24 protein-coding genes, 1 pseudogene, 1 riboswitch and 1 other annotated feature are annotated in these 24,077 nt (G+C 44.3%); of the genes and pseudogenes, 12 read left to right on the top strand and 13 right to left on the bottom strand.

What is annotated here, in order from left to right:
• Positions 1-9 precede the first annotated feature (9 nt).
• The 5 genes from PAV_RS37355 to PAV_RS19530 all read right to left on the bottom strand — a co-directional run bounded on the left by PAV_RS37355 (position 10) and on the right by PAV_RS19530 (position 3,806).
• Complete coding sequence (locus tag PAV_RS37355) at positions 10-297, bottom strand: LCP family protein (protein WP_005549172.1); 288 nt, start codon at positions 295-297, stop codon at positions 10-12.
• The gene (locus PAV_RS19515; protein WP_338010912.1) at positions 290-982 is read right to left on the bottom strand and encodes an LCP family glycopolymer transferase; all 693 of its coding nucleotides are present in this window, start codon (positions 980-982) and stop codon (positions 290-292) included. Before PAV_RS19515 ends, PAV_RS37355 begins: the two co-directional genes overlap by 8 nt.
• Before the next feature lie 17 nt (positions 983-999).
• Positions 1,000-1,566 carry a hypothetical protein gene (locus tag PAV_RS19520; protein WP_005549175.1) on the bottom strand — a complete coding sequence of 189 codons (567 nt, stop codon included), beginning with the start codon at positions 1,564-1,566 and terminating at the stop codon, positions 1,000-1,002.
• Between the two features lie 95 nt (positions 1,567-1,661).
• Positions 1,662-3,077, bottom strand: coding sequence for a sensor histidine kinase (locus PAV_RS19525; RefSeq protein WP_005549176.1), 1,416 nt, complete (start codon positions 3,075-3,077; stop codon positions 1,662-1,664).
• 3 nt (positions 3,078-3,080) lie between these two features.
• Positions 3,081-3,806 carry a response regulator transcription factor gene (locus PAV_RS19530; RefSeq protein WP_005549178.1) on the bottom strand — a complete coding sequence of 242 codons (726 nt, stop codon included), beginning with the start codon at positions 3,804-3,806 and terminating at the stop codon, positions 3,081-3,083.
• A 135-nt stretch (positions 3,807-3,941) separates the two neighbouring features.
• A riboswitch (M-box (ykoK) riboswitch) is annotated at positions 3,942-4,114 on the bottom strand.
• 421 nt (positions 4,115-4,535) lie between these two features.
• Here PAV_RS19530 and PAV_RS19535 point away from each other — a divergent pair.
• Positions 4,536-5,879 carry a lytic polysaccharide monooxygenase gene (locus PAV_RS19535; RefSeq protein WP_005549180.1) on the top strand — a complete coding sequence of 448 codons (1,344 nt, stop codon included), beginning with the start codon at positions 4,536-4,538 and terminating at the stop codon, positions 5,877-5,879.
• An 8-nt stretch (positions 5,880-5,887) separates the two neighbouring features.
• Here PAV_RS19535 and PAV_RS32525 read toward each other — a convergent pair whose 3' ends face one another.
• Both PAV_RS32525 and PAV_RS19545 read right to left on the bottom strand, forming a co-directional pair.
• A complete protein-coding gene (locus PAV_RS32525) occupies positions 5,888-6,295 on the bottom strand; it encodes a winged helix-turn-helix domain-containing protein (RefSeq protein ID WP_238555876.1) in 408 nt (135 codons plus the stop codon).
• Positions 6,296-6,696: 401 nt separating this feature from the next.
• A pseudogene (locus PAV_RS19545) lies at positions 6,697-7,631 on the bottom strand (aldo/keto reductase).
• 254 nt (positions 7,632-7,885) lie between these two features.
• Between PAV_RS19545 and PAV_RS19550 the strand changes: the two are divergent.
• Entirely contained in the window at positions 7,886-8,983 is a 1,098-nt protein-coding gene (locus tag PAV_RS19550; RefSeq protein ID WP_040736312.1) for a hypothetical protein, read from the top strand.
• A gap of 43 nt (positions 8,984-9,026) precedes the next feature.
• A complete protein-coding gene (locus tag PAV_RS19555) occupies positions 9,027-9,581 on the top strand; it encodes a GNAT family N-acetyltransferase (RefSeq protein WP_005549187.1) in 555 nt (184 codons plus the stop codon).
• A 134-nt stretch (positions 9,582-9,715) separates the two neighbouring features.
• On the opposite strand, the gene PAV_RS19560 is transcribed toward PAV_RS19555, so the two are convergent.
• Entirely contained in the window at positions 9,716-10,720 is a 1,005-nt protein-coding gene (locus tag PAV_RS19560; RefSeq protein ID WP_005549189.1) for a hypothetical protein, read from the bottom strand.
• A gap of 198 nt (positions 10,721-10,918) precedes the next feature.
• Here PAV_RS19560 and PAV_RS19565 point away from each other — a divergent pair, with 198 nt between their 5' ends.
• The 6 genes from PAV_RS19565 to PAV_RS19590 all read left to right on the top strand — a co-directional run bounded on the left by PAV_RS19565 (position 10,919) and on the right by PAV_RS19590 (position 15,879).
• A complete protein-coding gene (locus PAV_RS19565; RefSeq protein ID WP_005549191.1) occupies positions 10,919-11,398 on the top strand; it encodes a DUF6530 family protein in 480 nt (159 codons plus the stop codon).
• Position 11,399: 1 nt separating this feature from the next.
• Positions 11,400-12,614, top strand: a complete 1,215-nt coding sequence (locus PAV_RS19570) for an MFS transporter (RefSeq protein ID WP_005549192.1) — start codon at positions 11,400-11,402, stop codon at positions 12,612-12,614.
• Positions 12,615-12,627: 13 nt separating this feature from the next.
• Positions 12,628-13,737 (top strand): AAA family ATPase, encoded by a 1,110-nt coding sequence (locus PAV_RS19575; RefSeq protein ID WP_005549193.1) that lies wholly within the window; start codon positions 12,628-12,630, stop codon positions 13,735-13,737.
• A 151-nt stretch (positions 13,738-13,888) separates the two neighbouring features.
• Positions 13,889-14,848 carry a vWA domain-containing protein gene (locus PAV_RS19580; protein WP_005549194.1) on the top strand — a complete coding sequence of 320 codons (960 nt, stop codon included), beginning with the start codon at positions 13,889-13,891 and terminating at the stop codon, positions 14,846-14,848.
• 40 nt (positions 14,849-14,888) lie between these two features.
• Positions 14,889-15,248, top strand: coding sequence for a GIY-YIG nuclease family protein (locus tag PAV_RS19585; protein WP_005549195.1), 360 nt, complete (start codon positions 14,889-14,891; stop codon positions 15,246-15,248).
• A gap of 151 nt (positions 15,249-15,399) precedes the next feature.
• Entirely contained in the window at positions 15,400-15,879 is a 480-nt protein-coding gene (locus PAV_RS19590) for a DUF6530 family protein (protein WP_005549197.1), read from the top strand.
• Between the two features lie 163 nt (positions 15,880-16,042).
• Here PAV_RS19590 and PAV_RS19595 read toward each other — a convergent pair whose 3' ends face one another.
• The 5 genes from PAV_RS19595 to PAV_RS19610 all read right to left on the bottom strand — a co-directional run bounded on the left by PAV_RS19595 (position 16,043) and on the right by PAV_RS19610 (position 20,202).
• Positions 16,043-16,873, bottom strand: coding sequence for a hypothetical protein (locus PAV_RS19595; protein ID WP_005549199.1), 831 nt, complete (start codon positions 16,871-16,873; stop codon positions 16,043-16,045).
• A 30-nt stretch (positions 16,874-16,903) separates the two neighbouring features.
• Complete coding sequence (locus PAV_RS36925) at positions 16,904-17,026, bottom strand: hypothetical protein (protein ID WP_262866762.1); 123 nt, start codon at positions 17,024-17,026, stop codon at positions 16,904-16,906.
• Between the two features lie 209 nt (positions 17,027-17,235).
• The gene (locus PAV_RS19600) at positions 17,236-18,213 is read right to left on the bottom strand and encodes an NAD(P)H-quinone oxidoreductase (RefSeq protein ID WP_005549201.1); all 978 of its coding nucleotides are present in this window, start codon (positions 18,211-18,213) and stop codon (positions 17,236-17,238) included.
• 575 nt (positions 18,214-18,788) lie between these two features.
• Entirely contained in the window at positions 18,789-19,280 is a 492-nt protein-coding gene (locus PAV_RS19605; RefSeq protein ID WP_157267043.1) for a DUF3888 domain-containing protein, read from the bottom strand.
• A 193-nt stretch (positions 19,281-19,473) separates the two neighbouring features.
• Positions 19,474-20,202, bottom strand: a complete 729-nt coding sequence (locus tag PAV_RS19610) for an SDR family NAD(P)-dependent oxidoreductase (protein ID WP_040736317.1) — start codon at positions 20,200-20,202, stop codon at positions 19,474-19,476.
• A gap of 184 nt (positions 20,203-20,386) precedes the next feature.
• Here PAV_RS19610 and PAV_RS19615 point away from each other — a divergent pair, with 184 nt between their 5' ends.
• The 3 genes from PAV_RS19615 (at position 20,387) to PAV_RS19625 (ending at position 23,962) form a co-directional block, all read left to right on the top strand.
• The gene (locus PAV_RS19615; protein ID WP_005549205.1) at positions 20,387-21,271 is read left to right on the top strand and encodes a LysR family transcriptional regulator; all 885 of its coding nucleotides are present in this window, start codon (positions 20,387-20,389) and stop codon (positions 21,269-21,271) included.
• Between the two features lie 117 nt (positions 21,272-21,388).
• Positions 21,389-21,584: a binding site (T-box leader), on the top strand.
• Positions 21,585-21,681: 97 nt separating this feature from the next.
• The gene (gene nhaC, locus PAV_RS19620; RefSeq protein WP_005549206.1) at positions 21,682-23,106 is read left to right on the top strand and encodes a Na+/H+ antiporter NhaC; all 1,425 of its coding nucleotides are present in this window, start codon (positions 21,682-21,684) and stop codon (positions 23,104-23,106) included.
• A complete protein-coding gene (locus PAV_RS19625; protein WP_005549207.1) occupies positions 23,099-23,962 on the top strand; it encodes an MBL fold metallo-hydrolase in 864 nt (287 codons plus the stop codon). The genes nhaC and PAV_RS19625 overlap by 8 nt, the downstream gene beginning before the upstream one ends.
• The last annotated feature ends 115 nt before the right edge of the window (positions 23,963-24,077 follow it).

Below are 24,077 nucleotides of genomic sequence, written 5' to 3' on the forward strand. Positions count from 1 at the left end.
TGAGTTCAATTACTTTTTGGTTCGGGGCTCCATCAGCTTCTCAGCTGTTACCGCAGGATCGAGCCAATTCGCGATAAGCTCGCGCGCATATGCCAGATCCCCTTCGTCCAGGTTGTAATACCAAATATCGTGCTTCATCATCCCCTCTCCATCTAAAGCATAGGTTGTGAATTGAGGGAGAGTGTCCTTCATGAAGATGGATTTGGCCAGATCAATCATATCGGATGGAGAAATGTCTGTTGTAAAGTGCTCGCCCGCAATGCCAAGCAGTTCAGGAATATGGCTGAATTTATCCAACTGAACCGCACGTTCCGCTATGGCCTGTAAAAAAACTTCGATTGCGCATCATGCGATCCATATCGGAATCCTCGCGATATCTTACATAGTTAAGAGCTTCGAGACCGTTGTAAATGGGCTTGTTCGCTTCAATTCTGAATTTGTCATGATTCCAGTTTTTATTGACAATATCTTTTGTTATCGGTAACTCAATCCCACCTAGCGCATCCATAACATTCTTAAATCCTGTGAAGTTGATGGCTGCATAATGGGTCACGGGATGCTGCAGCAGATGCTCTACACTGTCAACGCTCATTTTGGCTCCGCCGAACGCATACGCATGGGCGATCTTGTCTTGTTTGTTCTTTCCTACAATTTCGGTATAGCTGTCACGTGGAATGGACAATAACAGAATCCGATTCTCCTTGCGCCTCACGACAGAATAAATCATTGAATCTGATCGGCCTATTTCCTTGTCCCGCTGATCAATTCCAAGGAGCAGAACCGAGAATGGCTCATCTTGCACCAATGGATTTTTAATTGTTAATGGCTTATACGCTTCCTCCAGCTTCTTCTCCACCTGCTTCGATAAAAACATATCGAAGGTCATGAGGGCAATCTGCTTGCGGCATAGATATCCCACCGTCGCTGTCACTACGAGAAGAAATGCCAGCGAAATGATTATCCATTTTTTATTGATTTTCATTGTTGCCCCTTTCTCTTTCATTCCCTATTTCTTATGTGATTTCTTGCTTTCTCATCGGCATTTACATCGAAATCAATCTGGCCACTGTATGTTTTTTTGTCCCATAACTTCAACGCCTGGTCCTGCCATGTATATACATCAAGACCATTTTCGTCGCCGCCCATTGTCCAGCCTAATACAATCTCGGGCAAGCCGTCCTTGTTGACATCAGTCAAGCTAGCGTAATCAAGTCCGTATCCGTAGCCCTTCGTATCCCACACGATGTTCCATTGCTTATTTTCGTATCTGAGCAAGGCCGCCTTGCGCGTCTTCTCATTACGTACATTCTCTTCATACACGATAACAGCTTCATCGTGGCCATCCCCATCGACATCTCCATACGATATACCGGTGTTCCCTCCCCCATGCTTTGGGATTAATAATCGGGAGCCGTCAGGCAGTGCCCGCCGAACAACAGCTTCATGGCTATGACTTGCGGGAAGTGGTGGCTGAATGAGGTCGATAGGTGCAGCTGGAACTCCACAACCAACTGTCCACATGAGCAACCCCAATATCCATATTTGCCGCATCTTCTGTCTTCTCATTTATCCATATCCACCTTCCTTGCCTGATCGTACTCCATGTATTAGTGTATATTTTCAATTGGATGAAAGGGTTATGAAATCGTTAAAATTCATAATCATTTTTCCTCTTCTCGATCAATGACTTGCTCATTTATGGGCAAATAAATACGAACTGTCGTGCCAGCACCTGGCTCACTATCAATCTCCATCCTGCCATGATGGAGGCGTATAATCTCTTGACAGATAGACAGTCCGAGCCCGCTTCCAGTTGGACTGTTCTTTCCTTTGTAAAATTTCTGGAGCACCAACTTGAGCTCCTCTTCCGCTATACCGCAGCCGGTATCTTGAATATGAATCATAACTTCTCTATGACAAACTTCGGCATGAACAACAATAGTACCGCCTGCATCCGTAAATTTAAGCGAGTTGTCCAACAGGTTAATGAACACCTGTCTCAAGCGATTCTCATCGGCTGTGATCTTAGGAATATCGGAGTCAGCATAAATATCAAGACGTATTCCTAAACGCGCAGCCCTTGGAGCCATCAATATGCCAATCTGCTGGATCAGTTCGGGAACATGCATAGAGCTTCGTACCAATTCGAACCTGCCATTATCCAGCTTGGAGAAGTCTAATAATTCGTCTACTAATTGAGCTAGCCGATCTGTTTCTGATTCAATAATATCCAGTCCTTCCGTCACCAATGACTCATCACGTGCTGCATCTGCCTTCAATGTTACTGTCCACCCCTTAATATTAGTCAGCGGGGTACGAATCTCATGCGAGACCGAGGAGATAAATTCATTTTTATGCTGATCGTTGCGGCTGATTCTGGACGCCATTGCATTCATCGTGTCCGCAAGCGTTCCTAGCTCATCTCGATAATATTTTTTGGCTCGTATAGAAAAGTTCCCATCCGCCATCTGTTCAGCGGCTTTTGTCAGTTCTTTTATGGAGTTGGTTATCGTTCGCGATATGAACAGACTTAACATCGCAACAATGAGGACAACGAGCACGCCCGCTACAATAATTAGACCGGAGACATAACGAATGGCTTCAATTGTTCCCGTGAGAGAACTGATAAAGCGAACGATGCCTACTGTTTTGCCTTTTGATTGGAGCGGATAAGAAACGGCAACTATATTCTCATTGGTGTCGCCATCAACGCCGCGCCATGTGCCTGCTGCACCTCCAGAGGCCTGCTGTACGTCAGCGTATTTGATGAACGAAATGCCTGACCTAGCGCCAAATGAATCTTGTATCATATGTCCGGCGGCATCCAAGATCTGAACCTGTCCGGAAGTATGCTGCGAAAATGCTCTAACGAGCCTTTCCGCTTGCTCATTCACTTCTTCTTCTGAGAAATATTGTTGGAAGAATGAGGCCGAGATTTCAGCTTGATTCATCAGCGCCCGCTCAACATTATAGTGATAGTAATAGTTGACTGAAGTGATCAAAATGACTTCTAATATGCATACGGTTGCTAGGATTACAGCTAAATAACTGCCAACTAACCGTTGTTGAATGCTCAATCTTTATTCTCCTTTCTTCCAACGATACCCCATCCCCCAGACAGTTTCGATCCGTCTCGGATTCGAGCAATCATCCTCAATCTTCTCTCGCAGCTTGCGAACATGAACATCAACCGTCTTCGGATCGCCAATAAAGTCTTCGCCCCAAGCTAAATTCAATAACTCATCTCTTGATAGAGCCTTATCCGGATGCTCAAGAAATGCCTTGATCATGCCGAACTCTTTTGGAGTCAGCTCGATTTTTGCACCGTGCTTGAACACTTTATTTGCTCCCTTATCCAGTCTTATCGGGCCAGATTCGAGTACGGTATTTGATACAGAAGATGTTTGTTTCGTACGACGCAAAACCGTCTTGATTCTGGCAACAAGCTCAAGCGGATTGAACGGCTTCACAATATAATCGTCAGCTCCAAGCTCAAGCCCTTTAATTTTGTCAAAGTCCTGTCCCTTAGCGGTCAAAAAGATAATGACGATATTCGCATCTATTTGTCTAATCTGTTGACAAATATCGAAGCCCTCCATATCAGGCAGCATAATATCAAGAACAACAGCGTCCGGCCGATTATCCGTAAATTGCTTCATCGCCTCTATCCCCATTGCCGCCTCACTCACTTGAAAACCATTACGCTCCAAATTAATCGAAATAAAACGGCGTATATGACTGTCATCCTCAACGACTAGCACATGATTGCGGATTTGTGACTCTATCGAGCTGGTCCATTTATTCATCGAATTCTCCCCCAATCGATTTGCTTATGTAACGAATCGGATTCGTACTTACTCTGAATAAAGTAAACAGCCCTCCCTTCCTCGGGAGAGCTGTTGATGAAAAAGGCTGCTATAATTGCGCACAATTCAAATAAGCACCGTTCCCCCTGGTACAGTTTTGGCACTATACAACGTAAAGAGGCACATGCCTCTTAGCCACATTATGAAAAGCCTTAATCCGGCAATCCCTGTTCTACCCATTGGCATCTCTCGATGTTTCCGGGCAGTGGCCTATATTCGTATAGGAGCCTCACCTAACGAGGACATATTCTACTTCCTGCATCTTACCTTCAATGTTCAGAACTGTCAATGAAGCCGTGCTTGCAATCAAGAGAGGTAAATGAATGATATCTGAGAACATTTCGGACAATGAGAGCAGCGCTGCCTTAAATTATTCCTTAAAATTAAGAAATCACCGAATTCAGACCTAGCAGAAGCGCGTTCAAAGGATGTTTGGGTCAAGCTTTAAAAATTTTCTTCTCATCATACTCGAAGTTAAAGCGTATACATTTTTTGTGTTCTGACTCCAACCCCTTTTCATCCAGTATAGGCTCATAATGAGTTTTTATACATTCATTTCAACTTGAGAAATCAGATTCCAAAAAGGAGGTGTGTACACAGCAGCTGCATGAATAGTAAGCAAGTATTTGCATGCTTTTGAACGTGTCCAATTAAAGGAGGAATTTCATTTTGACAGAAAAAAGTTCGTGGAATTTAGATTTGCGCAAATGGCTGGTCATTGGCGGAATGATGCTTTCCATGGCATTTGTCTTGCTCCTGTTCTCTAGCACCGCATTTGCTCACGGCTATATCGACTCGCCTAGCAGCAGAGCGGATTTGTGTGCGAGAAAGGTAAACAAAAACTGTGGTTTCATCATTTATGAACCACAAAGCTTGGAAGCACATAAGGGCTTTCCGGCAGCAGGTCCTTCAGATGGCAAGATTGCCAGTGCGAACGGCGCTTTTCCTGAATTGGATCAGCAATCAGCTACACGCTGGAGCAAGGTGAAAATTACACCCGGAACGACTACCTTCCACTGGACGATTGAAGCAAACCATGCAACGACAAGCTGGAAATATTACATGACAAAGCAAGACTGGAATCCAAATGCGCCGCTTGGCCGCGCCTCCTTCGACTTAACTCCGTTCTGCAGCGTGGACTATAAAGGCAAACAGCCCCCACATTCTTATTCCGATACGTGCAATGTCCCTAGCCGAACCGGATATCAAGTAATATTAGCGGTATGGGAAATCGCGGATACAGCCAATGCCTTTTACAATGTTATAGATGTTGACTTCGGCGGCGGCTCCCCAGTCGATCCTACTCCGCCTACTGCACCTACGAATCTTGCCGTATCGAACATTACGGCATATACCGCTACATTATCGTGGAATGCTTCCTCAGATAACGTAAGTGTTACCGGCTATACTATTTACAAGGATTCCACACTCGTTGGCTCCACGAACGGAAACACAGTAACGTATGCGTTGACAGGGCTGACACCAAATACATCCTATTCGTACACCGTGCGAGCCTTGGATGCAGCCGGCAATGAATCCACTAGCAGCAATGTCGCTTCTTTCCAAACCTCGGCGCCGCAGCCAGATACGGAACCGCCAACTGCCCCAGCTCAATTATCTGCATCGGATATTACTTCAACCAGTGTGAAGCTGTCCTGGAAAGCTTCGACGGACAATGTAGGCGTCACCGGTTATCGAATATACAATGGTTCGACATTGGCAGCCTCAACAAGCGGTTTGACCTATACGGTAACAGGACTTACACCTCATACGGCTTACACGTTTACGGTTATTGCTTACGATGCCGCGGGCAATGTATCGCCGAGCGGCAATGCGGTTAATGTCACAACTTCACCTGCACCGACTGCTTCTCCTTGGGCGGCTAATACCTCATATGCCGTAGGCGCACTTGTAACTTATAACGGCAAAACCTATGAAGCGCTTGTTGCCCATACGTCTCTAGCTGGATGGGAGCCGCCTAATGTCCCTGCACTGTGGCTATTGAAATCTTGAAATGAACACTACCATTCCACGGGTGCTATCTTTGAATATCCTGCTATGTGCAGCACGTATCCTTTTCCTCTTATGTGCTGCAAGATAGTAGGTTGACTTGGGTTCTCTTCAATCTTTTCGCGGACTTTTTTGATATAGATATAGAGCACACCTTCAGAAGTATCCAAACTATCAGCAAGTTCGTGAGCCGATACCGGTTGGCCGTCTTGTTGAACCAAATGATAGAGCAGCTTAAATTCAAGTGTTGACAATATATGTTCTACTCCGTTCTTCTGAATGGAATGGTTGGCTACCTGAAATAATGTCTGGTTATCATCCAGCACGACAGCATTATCAATTGCATGACAATTCCTTGTGTGTTCTTTTTCGCTTTCGTCACCCAACATTCCAGAAATGGATTGCTCCCACATCATCATCTTCTTCAATGTATCCTTCTCCTCTGGATTCACGATCATGATAGGCACCTTGGTCTCTGTCATCATGCGGGTGAAGCATGTGTCGTCCTCGATCTGATTCGCATCTAATAAGAATACGCTGCGAGATGTTGCGCAAGCGATTGCCTCACGGAACCTGTGGCAATCTTGAATATGAGTAAGCTTCATTTTGTCGTTGAATAAATGACTGACGTATGTAAAGAAAAATGGTTATTCGTATACACGGATAATTCCATGTCGCTTCCCTCTCTTCATTATCCCCTTGTTCGCCATAGAAGCGCTAGATTCTATTGTATACAGGGAGAGAAGCTATGTAAATTGCTGCGGCAGAGCCAACACAAGCCCTCCATCATGAAGAATGTGTGGGCTTGTGTATATTTACGTTATTCTTCGAGAACGAGTTTAATTTGATTCATAGTTGATGCAGATAGAGGAATGCCGCTGGCCTCTGCATTGTTGCGAATCTGTTCTACCCGCTTCCCGCCAGGAATGACTGCGTCGACGCCTGGCTGATGTAGCAGCCAAGCAAGTGCCAAATTCGGCAGCGTGAGCTGCTCCTCGCTTGCAATGGCTTTTAATTTCTCTACTCTAGCTAGATGCCGTGTGAACATATCCGGCTGGAACAATGCCAAATCCTTGCGCCAATCCCCATCGTCCAGTATCATATCGGATTGATACTTTCCTCCTAATATGCCGAACGCGAGAGGCCCATACGGAATAAAGGAAATATCATGTTCCATACAATAAGGAAGCAGCTCCTGTTCAGCTGAGCGATCCAGCATGTGATAAGGGCTTTGCAGCACGTTGAGCTCATTTGTTTCATTTGCTTGCTTTACTTGCTCGATCGTCGCATTGGAAATGCCGATTGCACGTATTTTCCCCTCTGACTTCAGACGAGTAAGTTCTCCGACAGATTCACTAAGCGGGATACTCCCATCGATAAAATGAAGATAGTATAAATCGATATAATCGGTCTGAAGCCGCTTCATGCTCGCCTCCACTGCGCTTCTTAGATAGCGGGGGTCATTATTGAAGCGTATGCTGCCGTTGTCGAGCTTCTCGATCCCTCCCTTGGTAGCAAGCACTAGATTATTCCGGCAATCTCGAATAACCTCTCCAATCAATTGTTCCGAACGACCGAATCCATAGGCATCCGCTGTATCTAAGAACGTTATTCCCTGATCAATGGCTTCTTGAACAGTTTGTTTACCGGTAAGTTCATTTACATTAGCGAAATTGTTATGCCCACCTACCGCATTTGTCCCAAATCCAATTTCTGATACTTCAATTGATGTTTTTTAAAAGTAGTAAACTTCATTCGGTTCTCCCCTTCTCATAATAATCCTCTGTGATTCGGTGTTCCCTTTGCCTTCTCAATAATACGCATTTGCATGGATGGGTATGAATTCTAAATGTTGAGCAGCCCGTTATGACACCTATAACGTTATCAATTTTCAACAGTGTCTGTCTTGAACAAAACGTTAAGGTTCGCCTTAATTTTTGTTAAGATAGAGGATAGAACTAAAATGGATTGATCGATTACATTCACATGTAGATTTGGAGGGATATGTGTTGGAGCCTAAAGAAATCATTCGAAATATTGAAACGATTAGAAACTCCAAACCATTATGGAAAGAGTTCGAATACCAAGAAAAAGACGAAAATTACTTCAAACGATATGCGGCAGCAGTCGCCATTCAATATGACTGGAAGCATGAGGATTATGAGTTCATTCGATTTTTGATGGAAAATGAAGTAGAGAGCCGAACCCATGATTCTTTTCAAGGTTACGGGGATTCCTTGCTGCTCCTTTCTTATTTGTTGGCAAAGTTCCGTAAACCAGAACATGTATGGCTCTATGAAAAAGCTAAATGCGCTAATTTTGATACCTATTGCGGCTATTTTGATGAATTTCTCTTTTCTGCAGGAGTCGAAAATACGTGCAAGTACCTTGAGGAATATGAGCTGACGAAATCGAACGGCTATTTATTCGAGAGGAAAGATCGATTGAGATCCCTTTATTCCGAGGAAGAAATTGAAGCGTTCCTGCAAAGGATGGCCTCATGGTTCCCCGACAGCATCGACAAGGAGTCCACAGATAGTCTGTTGTCCAGAGCAATTGATTTTCAAGATCATGAAGAGGCTGATAAGCTGTTTGCCATCCTTGAACAGGAAGCCGGAGCTGACACAACGTCATTATTTTACCGAGCAAAAGAGTTAAAAAAATATGAAAAAGCCATTTCCTATAAACAAAAGGAATTAGCGTCTATCAGCGACCCAAGTGAGAAGGCATCTGCACTTCTAAATATCACCGAGCTGCATGTGATGAATAACGACTGCAGCCAAGCTTTCGCATCTGCCCGACAATGGGAACAGCTATTATTGCAATTTGATAGTTGGCGGGAAACGGGTCTGGGCCAATCAATGAGTGAGGCTTGGTTCGATATCTGTCTTGGCTTAAGTAAAGAGCAGGATGTGACGAATGCTCTCTTATGCTATGAAAATGGGAAATGGATGATCAGCAAAACGAATTATGTGTACTTAAATCTATTAAAGAAAGTATACGCATGCAGTGAAGCGCTCCAAAAAAAGAAAGACATGCGTTACTATAAAATGAAAATAGAAAAGGAGAAAAAGAAGATTAATCGAATAAAAAACAGATGCTACTAGTATATATTTTATTCTAATTTTAACGAATTGAGGTAATTTACAAATGGAGATTTCGTATTGGAAAGGCAAGCGTATTCGGTTTCGCGCACCTGTTGCAGATGATATCATCATATTTGACAGTTTGGATGACAGCATACTGCAAAATATGGACTCGATCGCATTTCCACGGACACAAGCGCAAATGGAAGAATGGATCGAGCAAATCTCGCAGGGAGCTGATGAAAATAGCCATGATTTCTACTGGATCGCCGAGGATGCCGAACAGGGAAACGTTGTTGGTACCATTGAGATCGATGGCTGCGACTCAAAAAACGGAACCTTCGATTATGCGATTTCTGTCTTCCCTGCTTTTCGGGGCAAGGGCTACGCCAGCGATATGATACTTACCATTTTGAAGCATTATTTCTTCGAGCTGAGATATCAAAAAGCGACCGTTTGCATTTACTCCTTCAACGAAGCTTCTATGAACTTGCATCGCAAGTTGGGTTTCATCCAGGAAGGCAGACTGCGCAACATGATTTACACGAACGGCAGGTACTATGACGAGATTTATTTCGGCATAACGAAAGAGGAGTATGAGGGACTGTACAACAGATAATGTATGACGATCCATTTACCTATACATATCTGACAAAGGAGCTTCGAGCGGTAGTTTTTCTACCTTTCCAACAGCTCCTTTGTTCTGTTTGCAACTTATTGTGATCTTATTATGGTTTCAATCGCTTTTGCAGGTTAATTTTTCAGGCCCTTCATTGGCTGCTGCTCGAATGTATGTAATGTCCCTTTCGGATTGACAAGCGCGCTAACGGTCGGCTGTCCTTGCTTCGTGAACGTATAGCGGTCGAGCTGTATCGCTACCTTCGATCCCTTCAAATCAACGCCAAATAGCTGCTTTGCCGTCGGCGCAGCCTTGGTGATCGCCTGTTCGGACGTGAGTATCGGCTGGGCGAACGTTTGCTTATATTCATCGTCGGATTTATAGTATTCTTTTTCTCGAAGCAATTCGGCCCCCCATACTTTCCCGGTATCCGCTCCGATGTGCACTTTGTGCAGGATAGAATTCTTCAATCCTTCATCAAAGAACTTCAGCACCTTTCCCTCCTTGTTCTGAGGATTATAATTTAGGTTCACCCCATCAAGCACCTTTACGTCCTGTCCGCCGTTTAAGAGTTTCATCGTTTTACGCGCAATATCAACCTTAGATTTATCTGGTGCCTTCGCATAGCTAATGGTTGCATTTGTTACTTTTCCGCTTTTTCCATCAATAGTGACAAAAGTAGCTAAATTCATACCGTGCAGGGTCCACGTATCCTTGCCTCTAGATGCGTCTTTTACCTGCTCCATCTTCGGATCCAATTCTTTCAGTTTATTTTTGCCTGCAGTTAGAATGGACAAAGGTACATCCTTGAGATCCGCTACCAGGCTGAAAAGTACGATTTCTTCGGATTGTGAATTGACGACTATATTTCCACGTTTGTCCCTTAGCTCGAAACGAATGTACTCCCCGTCAGGCAAATCCGGCATTCCTACCTGCGAATAATCGACAATTTCATAAGCCGAATTTGGCATGGCATCCTTTATTGCCTTTTTCACCTTCGCAATCATTTCTTCGCTAACCTCGATTTTGGCCTTCGCTTGCTGGGCAAAAGCCCTTGGCAAATATGCCGCGTCAGTTAAAACTCCTGCAGAAAGTGCACTTACAAGCATTACAGCGACAACTGATTTCTTCACATTCATTTCGATTCCCTCCTAAAATGTGGATCTCAAACTACTCTCTCCGGTTCATTAGATCACGAGAGAAATGATCAGGTTCACGTAATTCGCAAAAAAACGGGCGCAAAAAAAGATTGACTCCCGTTACATTCCAATATAAACTGAAGCAGTAATTTAGTAAATTAGTAATTTAGTAAATACAAAATTGAAAAGAGGGAGAAAATGAAAATACCTGCTACGTTAAAACACAAGCCTGTGGTCGTGTCGGACAATTATGAGCAAGTCGATGGCCCATTCGCCAGGAACACAGATGCAAAAGTTCTTTCCCTGGGATTGGCTCAGCATAATGACAGAGGAAAGGTCGAACTTTCCGCCAAGGTATGGAGACATACGGGAGGGAAAGGGGCGCAGAATTCGGAGGAACTTCCCCTCCATCGTGTGCTTGATTTATCCATTTTGATTTGCCGCTCTGTAGCTCATTTTCACGAAGCATACCGCTATGAGCATTTATATGACCCGCAGCAGCCTGTCATCGACCGGATTGGCCTGCAAGGAGATGCCATGACCGTGGCCATTAATACGGAAAATAAGCAAATCAATGAAGACATTAAATTGTTCAGTCAAGCGCTGAGTGACAATGATGAGATGATCAGCGAGCGCCTTCGCAATCTATCCAAAATTTTAAAGGATATGGGGTATTGACATGTTGTCCAATCGATATGTTCGAACCGTGATTCTCTCCCGGGTGCTGCTCCAACTTGGAATTTGGATCCGGAATTATGCAGTTCTGCTGTATGTTACCGAATTGACAAACAATAATCCGATTTATGTATCGCTAATTTCAGTTGCGGAATTTGCTCCAATTTTTCTATTCGGACTAATTGGCGGAACCTTTGCCGATCGATGGAAGCCGAAGCGAACGATGGTATGGAGCGATCTGCTGTCTTCCTTGTCCGTTGTAGCTGTGCTGATTGCTGTTTTGAACAACGGATGGATTGCCCTTCTCATCGGATCATTTATTTCGGCCAGTCTGTCACAGTTTTCTCAGCCTTCGGCCATGAAACTATTCAAGCGGCATGTACCAAGTGAACAACTGCAAGGCGTAATGGCGATGTTCCAAACGCTTGTCGCCATCTTCACGGTCTTGGGTCCGATTATCGGCACATTTCTATTTATACAGTTTGGAATTCACGTATCTCTAATGTTGACGGCTGTCTTCTTCCTGGGATCTTCGCTCATATTGTCCTCACTCCCACGCGACGAGGAAGAACCGCAATCAAACGATGCAGGCAGCTTCATCAAGGAGCTGACAGCCGGGCTGCGCTATATTGGGTCGAATCAATCGTTACGCACACTTTGCATGACCTTCGCGGCTGTCGGATTAGCGTCAGGTCTGACGCAACCGCTTCAAATCTTCCTTGTCATCGAGAAATTGGGATTGAACAAGCAAGATTTACAGTGGTTTGTAATGGCCAACGGAGCAGCCATGTTCGCAGGCGGAATTGCCATCATGGGGATCGCTAAAAAGGTAAAGCCGCAGTTGCTGCTCATGATCGGCTTGCTTGTCGCGGCCGTCTGTACGATGGGCATTGGCGCGTCTACCATGATTTGGCTAACCGTTGTTCTCTTAGTAATTAGCGGCTTGTTCTACCCATGTATTCATGGCGGCATTCAGACACTTATAGTGCGCAATACAGAAGGTGCATTTATGGGCAGAGTATCCGGCGTGATCACGCCTGTTTTTATGGGCATGATGGTCGTGGGCATGTTTTTATCCGGTTATTTGAAGGAGATGTTTTCTCTGCTTACTGTATTTGTGTTGAGCGGTATATTGATTATTGCGGGGACCCTTTTGCTCACCCCTCTCCTTTTTGAAAAAAAGCAAACGATAAGCGAAGCTCCGCATCATGATGGATAAGGAGAATCATGAAATGAACGTACAAGAAACCTATGTCTTGTCCCCTGCGAGACAACTGACGGATGAAGAGAAAACGCTGGTTTGGAAGAAGCCTTCCTCTCATCAGATCAGTGAAGAAGAACAGCGTATTTGTAAAGAAGTAAAGCGCAACTGGAATCGCGGGGAAATGAAAATTGCCAATATTCTGTTAGAAGGCGATGCCGGTTCCGGTAAAACACAACTAGCCAAAGCGCTATCAGCTAATTTCGGATTGCCGTATACGAAAGTAACCTGCTTTGCCGATATGGATAAATCAGATATTATCGGCGCCATTTTGCCAGTCATTCCTTCTGAGCAATTAGAGAAGGTGGAACCTGCGGAGCAACGCATGTGGCAAGCAATCTATGAGAGCGATAGTATGCATCGCATAACGGAAATTTTAATGGATGCCCTAGAGATTACACAGGAACAGGCTACCTTACAAATGAAGCAGCTAATGAAGCGTGCGGTTGAAAATACCGATGGAGAGACTGTTGAATATCGATTTTACCCATCGGAGATCGTTAGAGCGTTTCAAAAAGGATATCTTCTAGAAATTCAAGAACCTAATGTGATTCGAGATGCAGCGGTATTGATGGCGTTAAACTCTGCTCTGGAACTGGATGGAAGCATGAACCTCCCTACTGAGATCATACACAGACACCCAGACTTTATCGCAGTCATCACAACAAACCGAAGCTATGCGGGAGCCAGACCGTTAAACGAAGCACTACGCGACAGAGTTCAACACTCGGAAAAGATGGATCTGCCCGGCAAAGAGGTCATGATGGAACGCGCGATGTCCAAAACAGGCTATCAGGATGAAAAGGTGCTTAGCTTATTAGCAGATGTCATTATCATTTTGGATCGAACAGCCCGAGTAAATGCGATCAAAGGCGTGGCTGGAATGCGTTCCTTTTTCTACTGGACAGATGCAGTTGCTGGAGGAGCCTCCGTCAAAGCGTCCCTATATCATAAGGTCATCTATAAAATAACAACCGATGACGAAGAAATTAAGATTCTGGAAGAAGCACTTGAGAAGCATGGATTGCTTGCTGCCTTAGAGGACACTGCGAATCAGGTAAAAAAAACAAAAAATCGGTGATACAATAGAAATCAAAACATGGGGAGATATCAACTCGGATCTTGACTATGATGCTGACAACCTAACTGAGGAAAGAGGCATAGCACTGAGAAAGTCTGCGGATAGTGAGGATAGCTCATCACGAACATCTGTGGATCCTCACGACGATACAATGATAAGTACAGATACCGGTGAAGACGGCTCCCCCCACTATCATCAGGCAAATCCGGATCTAATGACTGAGGATGAACAACAAAAAGAGCGCGACTTTCGCAAAAAGCTAAATCGTGCTGCCAGAGACTTAGTGTCCAATACGATTCATGATAAGGTGAAGCTTATCGTTCACCGTCCAGACTATACGCTAGAAGATCAGTACGAATACGATCGTCTCAGCAAAGGACTCATGCCAATCGTGAGGGAGATTGCCCGAAAAACACTCCCGCTGCTGGAACATGAGGTATCTTCCGAATATGTTAGGAATCGTTACTATGGAAGCAAATTTCAGGCGGATAGTGTGGCTTACAGGGATTATCGGTATTTTGCTAAAAAACGCCCTCCATCTGATTCCCCTTCCCTAGGGGTTGGCCTCAGGATTGACGAATCCGCATCGATGTCTGCGTTTGGCAGATTGAAAGCGGCTAAACAAGCGGTAATGGCAGTCTATGAATATTGTCAGATTTGCCAGATCCCCATACTCATCTACGGCGACACGGCTGATGTTTCCAGGATGGAGCAAATGTCGATCTTTGCTTACACCGACTTTGAGAAGCCAGATCCTAGCGACCGATTCAGGCTCATGAACATCCAGGCCAGAAGCAATAATCGCGATGGAATGGCGCTGCGAATGATAGCGGAACGATTAGCCGTATCCCCTCAACAAACCAAGCTGCTCATTAGCATTAGTGATGGACAGCCCAAAGCAATGGACGATTACACAGGGAATAATGCAGTAAACGACATGCAGCAAACGATTGAGGAATACGAGCGACGAGGAGTTCGATTCCTTGCAGCCGCAATCGGTCAAGACAAGGACATCATCCAGGAAATCTACGGGAATGATCGTTTTTTGGATATTTCGGATTTGCATGAGCTGCCTGCTAAGTTAGTTCGGATGATCACTAGATATATATAATTCACATCACTCTTCAACCTTGAAAAGGAGAACAAACAACATGGATATGAACAAGCGCAAGGAGCTTATTGAAGCTTTCAAACAGATCAAGACTTACATGGGAGTTGTCCAGATTAAGAATACCGTCAACGGCAAAATCTATATTGACAGCTATCCTAATTTGAAAAATAAGTGGCTTACGATACAAATGCAGCTGGACATGGGCAGATTCGCAAATGCTCAGCTTCAAAAGGATTGGAAGGAGTTCGGATCGGATGCCTTCACCTATGAGATTCTGGAGCAGAAGGAAGCTGATAAGGTAACCGACATACGCTGGGAAGTGAAGCAAATCATAAAGCCATGGCTTGAAAAATTGCAGCCCTATGGAGACAAAGGGTATAATAAGCCTCCTAAGAATTAAGTTATTGTCGTAATTTACTGCAATTGGCGGGGAAGCTTCCCCGCCGTTTTCTTATATGTCCCAGTATACCCGACAGATTGACTATCATTGAAATCCAAGATAAGATGAAACAGTCATTTAGTAAATTAGTAAATGAAAAGAGGGTCAGAACGTGAAAATACCTACTACGTTAAAACATAAACCTGTTGTCGTGTCGGAAAACTATGAGCAGATTGACGGCCGACTCGCTCCCAATACAGATGCCAAAGGCCTTTCGTTAGGATTGGCCCAATGGAACGATAGAGGAAAGATCGATATTTCTGCCAAAGTGTGGAGATACACGGGAGAAAAATGGTCCAGACAATCCGAAGAGCTCCCTCTGCATCGTGTTCTTGATTTGTCTATTCTGATTTGTCGTTCATTGGAACATTTTCGTGAAGCGTATCGATATGAGCATCTTTATGATCCCGAGCAGCCTATCATCGACCGAGTTGGCCTGCAAGGAGATGCCATGACCGTGGCGGTATGTACGGACAATGAGCGAATTAATGAGGATATTAAGCTGTTCAGCCAAGCGTTAAGCAATGACGATGAGATGATAGGCGAACGTCTGCGCACGTTATCCAAAATATTAAAGGATATGGGGTATTAAGTCTAATTACAGGCAGAAACTAAGCCCTCATCTTACATTATTAGGGGTGTTCCTAGTCGCTCTCAACTTCTGGGACACCCCTTCCTTTTCTATAATCGAATCGTACCTACGGACAATACAGAGTGGTGTAGGCTAGCAGAAAATTGGCTTTATAGCGAATTTGTTAATTCGCCGTAAAGTATCCTGTCCCTGTGCTAGCACCATTACCTACCACATAGATCGTGCCGGTGTCTGTTGTGCGATAATTGCTGATTGGGCCTGTATGATGAACAGGATCTCCTGTAAATGACGTGCCGTAATTCACTGGGGTTGGATAAAGGTTCAGCACATTATTACCAGCGGAATACCAGATATCGCTCCATTGGAACGGAAATCCGTACATGGCTGCCGCCCACCACGCCATTTTAAACTTATCGGTTCCATTATCGGTTGGTTGTGCGCTATTTGCTGCGTTCGTGGCAATAACCGCCGTTTCAATACCTTTGTTACGTTTGTAAGTTAGACATTTGTCAGCTTTAGCTGACCAGTCAGAAATCGATAAATACGAATTGTTAGATATTAGCCAACTTTCGGCAAGATACCAGTCACCAGCACCGATACGGGAAGGCTGGTACACTCCTTTTTCGTTAAGATCTCCTCCAATATCATCCGGATTCCAGGCGTTCATAAACACCTTGAGCCCCTTTCCATGCGCATAATCCGTGACATCATTCTGGATTGTTCTTGTTACCCCATAATCAAATCCAGCACAATCAAGGAACACACCATATATGTTCATACCACTCCATTTGTTGATTTTTTGCTTAATCGCTGTTGTATCAGGGTTCGGAGTGCATCCTAAATTCACGTACCCAAACACCTTCTTGCCGCCGAGTGCATTTAAATTGTTAATAATCGCAACTGTGTTCGAATGATCTCCATGTGTCGTGTCTTCAAGACCTGCCCCAAACACGATGATATCAAACTGTGCAAAGGTGTTCGATGCAGTTGCCACATTTCCAGCCGCACCATTTACGACAGAAGGCTAGCCATAATAGATTGCCAATCGCTTTTGCGGTGAAATGACCTCAGAAGCGCCAGCAGTCGAAATCAAACTGGTTAGTCCTATTAATAAAGCAAGCAATGCCAACCATTTTTTGTTTCTCATGCCATTACCTTCCTTCATATGTTATTGATGATTGTCTTTATGCATTGGTAACACGTCCAAGCCTGTTATTAAGCAGATTCTCCTCTCCCCTCCTGTTTGCACAAATAAAATATTGCCTACACATGCGGCATGCAAAAAGGACCGCTATTCTTATATTAGCGGCCCTCGATTTTCATGAATATATTTTATTTGTTTGGTAAAAAGGCTAATCATTTCACCTTTAAAATGATTTTACCTATATTTTGATTTCTCTCCATGTGAACATGAGCTTCGCTTACTTTTTCGAGTGGATAAGAAGTATCTATAATCGGCTTTATGCTCCCATTTTCGAAGTGCTTCATAATGTTAAGGATGAAATCCTGTGTCAGCTTCGCCTTGTACGCATCGCTTCTTGGCGTCAGCAAGGTTCCTGTAAGTTGCACACATTTTGACATTAAGGCAAATAAGTTCACTTGCGGTACCTTGACCCCGCCGAGCACGCCAATGAGCACCCATCGGCCTTCCTTCTTGATGCTGGCTAGGTTTTTCTCCCAATAATCCGCACCTATAAAATCGAGAATAACATCAGCACCCTGCCCGTTCGTAGCACGAAGCACCTCTTCATCAAAGGATTGCTCCTTGTAATTAATGAGCACATCTGCACCGAGCTCACGGCAGAACTCCAGCTTTTTGGCGGAACCAGCCGTTACAATTACAGTGGCATTGCTAATTCGCTTGGCAAGTTGAATGGCAGCTGTCCCCACCCCGCTTGCACCAGCATGAATAAGAACCGTTTCTCCCTGTTGAAGCTTGCCTAGCCAATAAAGCGTCTGGTATGCGGTCAGGAACACTTCAGGAATCGCCGCTGCTTCAGCAAATGAGAAGGAATCTGGAACAGGAATTGCGCGATCAATTGGCATGACCGCATACTCAGCATATCCCCCGCCATTGACAAGTCCCATTACCTTGTCTCCAACTGAAAAGGTGCTTTTACCATTCACGTTAATGACCGTACCAGCTACTTCTACCCCTAATATCGGATTGGTCGCATACCCAGACTTGCCTTCCCGCGTGACAATATCTGTACGATTCACAGCCGCTGCGTGCACTTCGATTAACAGTTCGCCTGCCTGGGGCTCGGGGATTGGCAAATTTGCCAGCTCCAATTGCTCAGGTCCACCTGGTTTCGTTACGATTACACCCTTCATTCTTGAGCCTCCTTGTATGTAAAATCATATTGTTTGATAGTTATGGAACAATGATATTTTATGCGCGCTGTGAAGTCAAGCTCGCCCTGTCTCGCTGATTTTTAGTTCAGTTTGCACTTACTGCTGATCTGTATGAAGGGATCAATTGTCTGAAAACTGTTGCAGTACAATCATTTTCCCTGTGTATGTGATTACTCTATAGAAACCATTTTTCAATCGTTGCAGAGTTGAGGTCTAAACGTGGCAAGCAAGTGCGCAATCCGTTTTTTGTATGTTTATGTATGTATTACGGGCGCATCTATTATGGCGATTGAGATTGCGGCATCCCGCTTTTTGGCACCCTATTTTGGAACTTCTATGATTGTATGGCCAATATGATTGGTCTCATATTCCTATCACTGTCACTTGGTTTCCAATGTTTACAGCGTTCGGGGGGTGCCAGTGATTAATAATACTACAGCCTCGCCAACAGAATCAGCGACAAAAACATTCTTATTGCTGCTAGCAATTCGTTGTAAAGGTGTAATTGTCATTCGCAGTACCTCTCCAATCAAAACCAACCAAATATCATAACATCATATGTGCGTATCACTATTTTGCAACAGTGATGTTGTAGAACTAAATTTTATTCGTAAAATATGCTGCCAATTTGGTGGAAACTCGTTCGTTTCAATGTGCGAATAACTGTTTATTTTTACAGTGCTCAGAAGGAGCGGTGACAATTCGAGGGTGATTCGATCCTTCCCCACCGCAATATGCGGTCCAACGACCGGTTGAACCTCAAACATAATAAGGAAGTCATACCTTCGGTTCATTGAAGCTCTCGCTGCCTCTATAATGTTGATTTCATAGGGATATACGATGGGGTTGGTCGTCAATATCTTATCGTAATAGTTGTTGACAGCTTTCTGGATGTGCGGAAGCAGCATAAGTAACAGCATATCTTGATACAAAAGAGTATCAGTACTGGATGGGACGTGCCCATTGTGTGCGTATGTTTGTAAAGGCATAAAAAGTACAAAGAGCAATAGCGAAGAGATTGCAATTGCAGGCCACTTCTTTTTCATTGTCATCACCTCAAGGAAACTATCTCCCAAAAACAAGACAGTTATGCTCCTTTTCGCTGTACCATCGCCTTTTATCGTGTATTCCTGAACTCATGCCGCAAGCGCTTCTCAATAACAAAACAAGCACCTTGATCCTTTATTTAGGATGCGAGGTGCTTGTCCATTTATCAACATCTCATGTCAACGCAAAATATTATTTAAACGAAGCGTAGCCTTCATCCGCCATGACTACACTGCCGTTAATCGCGCTGGCCTCATCGAGGGATAGTAAGTATACCGTATCTGCAACTTGTTCCGGCAGGGTCAGCTTATTGCCAATGACCTTTGCCTTCATCGCATCGACCATGCCATTATCCTTGTATCCTTGAATGATTGGCGTGTCGACAGCGCCAGGTGCAACCGCCAGAACACGAATTCCATATGCAGAGAGCTCAAGTGCAGCCGATTTTGTCATCATGATAATTGCTCCCTTAGTCGCATGATAAGCGTATGTGCCGGGAGAAGCTAAAAATCCGAAGACAGAGGCAGTATTAATAATGACGCCCTTGATGCCCAATTCTCTCATTTTGCGCCCAGCAGCAATAATGCCGTAGGTCACACCGTGCTGATTGACATTAATGACATCATGATAATCTTTCAGATTCTGATCAAGTACAGGTGTAATCCGTCCAATCCCTGCATTGTTGAACATAACATCAATACGACCAAACGCTTCAACGGCCTTGTCCACTACCGCTTCTACATCCTCCAGCTTGGACACATCTGTTTTGACGAAGATTGCCTCTCCTCCTTGCTCCGTAATCAGCTTTACGACCTCATTGCCTGCTTGCTCATTGAAGTCGGCGACAACGACACGATCTCCTTTTCTAGCAAATTTCAAAGCCGTCTCTTTCCCAATTCCACTTGCGCCACCTGTAATAATAGCAACTCTTTTTCAGTCATGTTCGTTTCCTCCTCTTTTGATTGTTATTCATGTACATATAGATATGAGGTTGTTCATTGACAGTTGCTTCTTGCTATGCCTATATTGTATCATTGTAATTTATTAACTAAAATTTATTTAATTTAATCTATAATTAAGAAATACTTAATTGAGGTGCATGATTATGAATATCGAACAGTTGGAAAACATTGTTGAGGTTGCCAAATCAGGCTCGCTGACCAAAGCCGCAGAGCAAGCGCACGTAACCCTTTCGGCAATCAGCCAATCTATTTCCCTGCTTGAATCAGAGCTTGGGATTCGCTTATTCCAGCGTGCCCGCGGACAAGGAGCGGTTCCAACGCCTGAAGGTCAAGTGATTATTCGCATTGCAAATGAAGCACTCATGAAAATCAATGAGTTAAAAAAAGAGGCGCAGTTTTATAGCAACACGATAAGCGGACAATTGCGAATTGCAACCATCCCAGGCCCCATGCATCTGCTGATTGACGTCATTTCCAGCTTCAAGCGTGATTTCCCGGGCGTTAAAATCGAAATAATGGAAAAAGGACCAAAAGAAATATTAGATCTCATAAAGCAGGATAAAATTGATATTGGCTTGATTGCATTATCGGAAAGCCTGCTCCAGCAGCAGCGCAATGTAACGTTTCAGAAGCTGCTAGAAGGTAAGCTGGTCGTAGGTGTCAATCAACAATCTCCCCTGCGTTGGGAACAAGCTCTAACACCTGAAAAACTGATCAATCAAACGTTCGTTCTCTATGATGATGAGCATATTCGGAACTTTATGACCCAGTTCATTGAAGTGTACGGGGAGGCTGACATCTTGTTTATCAGCAACAATACACAAGCAATTCATAATGCGGTAAAAGAAGGAATTGGGGTGACCATCGGGATTGATTACTCCTTCAAGGAAGATGGTCTGCATATCATCCCCTTAGCGCTGGAAATACCGAGTATAGAGCGATTTTATTATGGCTGGGTTCACGCTTCGGATAAGCATATTTCACAAGTGGCGAAGCGTTTTTTGAATCGATTGAAATCAGAGCTATAGCAAAGATAACAGAAAAATACGGTTGACAAACGTTTCAAGAGGACTATAATGTGATTTATCACATGAAAGCCCAAAAGCAAGAAAGCAAGAAAGTCAAAAAGCAAAACAGTAGAATATCAAAAAGCGTTGAACTAATACAGTAGCTGTCTGTGGCGGAAAATCAGAGACTTGGTGGTTGGTGCGAACTAAGCCGGGGCATGCAGCGAATTACAATTAGGGAGCTGACTTGCGTCCGGCAATGCCGTTATAGATTAAGTGAACAAAAGCTTATTTTTGTTAATCAGGGTGGTACCGCGGAACTTCCGTCCCTATGTGGGATGGAGGTTCTTTTTTATTTTATAGAGATTGTTCAACAAGTCGACTTATGAACATGAACCATTACATCTACGATATAAAGGAGTGAAACGAACATGAAAAGACAAGTATCCATTGGTCTAGCGCTATTGCCTATTTTTGCGCTAATCGCTGCGGGAGCTGCCTCTATCTCTATTTGGAAAGCTGGCATGTTCATCCCATTAATAATTGGCATCATCTTCACCGTTCTTGTAGGGGTGATTAGCGGATATAAATGGAGCGAGCTGCAGGACATGATGGTAAATGGCGTAGCTAAAGCTTTGCCTGCGATATTCATCTTACTTGTCATTGGGATGATCGTCGGGACATGGATTGCAAGTGGGGTTATTCCTACTATGATCTACTACGGTTTATCATTTATTCATCCCTCTTTCTTCGTTCCGGCTGTAGCTGTCGTTACAGGCATCATTGCCATTACGCTTGGCAGTTCCTTCACTTCGATTGCAACGATTGGGCTGGCATTCATGGTCATCGGTGAAGGAATGGGATTCTCCCCTGGCTTGATTGCGGGCGCGGTTATTTCAGGAGCATTTTTCGGCGATAAGCTATCGCCTTTATCGGATACGACGAATATTGCACCAGCTATGGCAGAAACTGACTTGTTTAGTCATGTGCGCCATATGCTGTGGGATACGATCCCCGCATTTGCTATCGCCGTTGCTTTATACGCACTAGTTGGTACACGCACGGCAGAGGGCGCGGTCGATACAGCCAATATCGATATGATCTTAAAAGGGATTCAACATTCATTCCTTATTCATCCCCTATTGCTATTGTTGCCGATTTTCACGATTTTCTTAATGATCAAAAAGCTTCCGGCTCTGCCAACATTGCTGTTGGTAGGCATTATTGGCGGTGTAATTTCCATTGTTGTGCAGGGAGACACAATCACATCGATGGTCAACACGATGACGAATGGATTCCATGCGGAATCCGGAGTGAAGGCCGTTGATTCCTTGCTGAATCGAGGCGGGCTTGTCTCTATGCTGAATACGATTGGTCTGTTGACTATTGCTACTGCACTAGGTGGATTATTGGAAGGAACAAACATCTTTCATGCTCTTGTTCGGCCCATCGTTGCGAAGATCAAGACACCTGGCTCGTTAATTGCGACGACACTTGCGTCCACCTTCCTTGTTGCCTTTGCCAGCGGAGCGCAATTTCTGGCGATTATTTTACCGACAAGAACCTTTGTACAAACATATAAGGACATGAACATTGACACGAAAAATTTATCCCGATGTGTAGAAGCAGCCGGCACAGTTGGCATCACCTTAGTTCCATGGGGCGTACCTGCCGTATTTGCTGCCAACATGCTGGGGGTAAGCGCGGAGCAATTTATTCCTTACATTTTCTTCGCGTTCCTCGCCCCGCTTATCAATTTATTGTACGGATTAACAGGTTGGACTATCGTGAAGAAGGAATACTCTGTACGCTCAGTTCAAATGAATGTGACTGCAGGAGGAATCGGTCATGAATGAAGTCATCGTTAATATCGTCGGCACTGCACAAGATGCAGGTGTGCCGCATCCCAATTGCTTTTGTCAGCACTGTATGAATGCATTGCAGCATGGGACTCGCAGGTATGCAGCTTCCTTAGCCATTATCGAACCGGAGCGCAAGCAATGGCATCTTATTGATGCTACACCAGACATGCGTGAGCAGATGGCTCATATTCAAAGGAAGTACAATCTTCAAGGGACGATTATGAATACAATTTGGCTAACACACGCCCATATCGGCCACTATCCTGGATTAATGTTCTTGGGAAGAGAAGCCATTGGCGCGAAAGATGTTCCTGTCTTCTGTGGAGAGAAAATGAAGCAGATGCTGGAAAGCCATGCTCCATGGTCACAATTAGTAGAATTGAACAATATTCAATTGAGCCCTATCCAGCATGAACAGCAGGAGCAGATGTCGCCTTCTGTTCGCATTACGCCGATCGAGGTTCCCCATCGCAATGAGCTATCTAAAACGTTCGGTTTTTGGATTGAAGGGCCCACTCGCAAGCTGCTGTATATTCCAGACATTGATCGTTGGGATGAGTGGGATCGCGACATTTATGACATGGCGAAGGAAGCAGATATTTGCTTATTAGATGGCACGTTCCACTCGATCGAGGAGATTGAACGCATGGGCCGCAATTATAAAGAAATCCCCCATCCTGTTATGACAGAAACAATGGATCGATTGCAGGGCTTGGCGGAGCATACAGAGATTTATTTTACACATTTTAATCACACGAATCCTGTCAACGACCGAGCGAGCGCATTTACGAATCTTGTTCAGGAGCGAGCATTTTATATCGCTGAAGATGGGATGGAGCTTAAATTATAAATTGTTGGACGTTCAACAGCACTGCCTTTCTGCAAAGATAAGAAGGCGGTGCTGTTTTTTTATAATCTGACATTCCAGTGCAGGCAGGATCCATTTTTCTGGTATAGGAGGCTTT

It is taken from the genome of Paenibacillus alvei DSM 29, assembly GCF_000293805.1.
Lineage (GTDB): Bacteria > Bacillota > Bacilli > Paenibacillales > Paenibacillaceae > Paenibacillus_B > Paenibacillus_B alvei.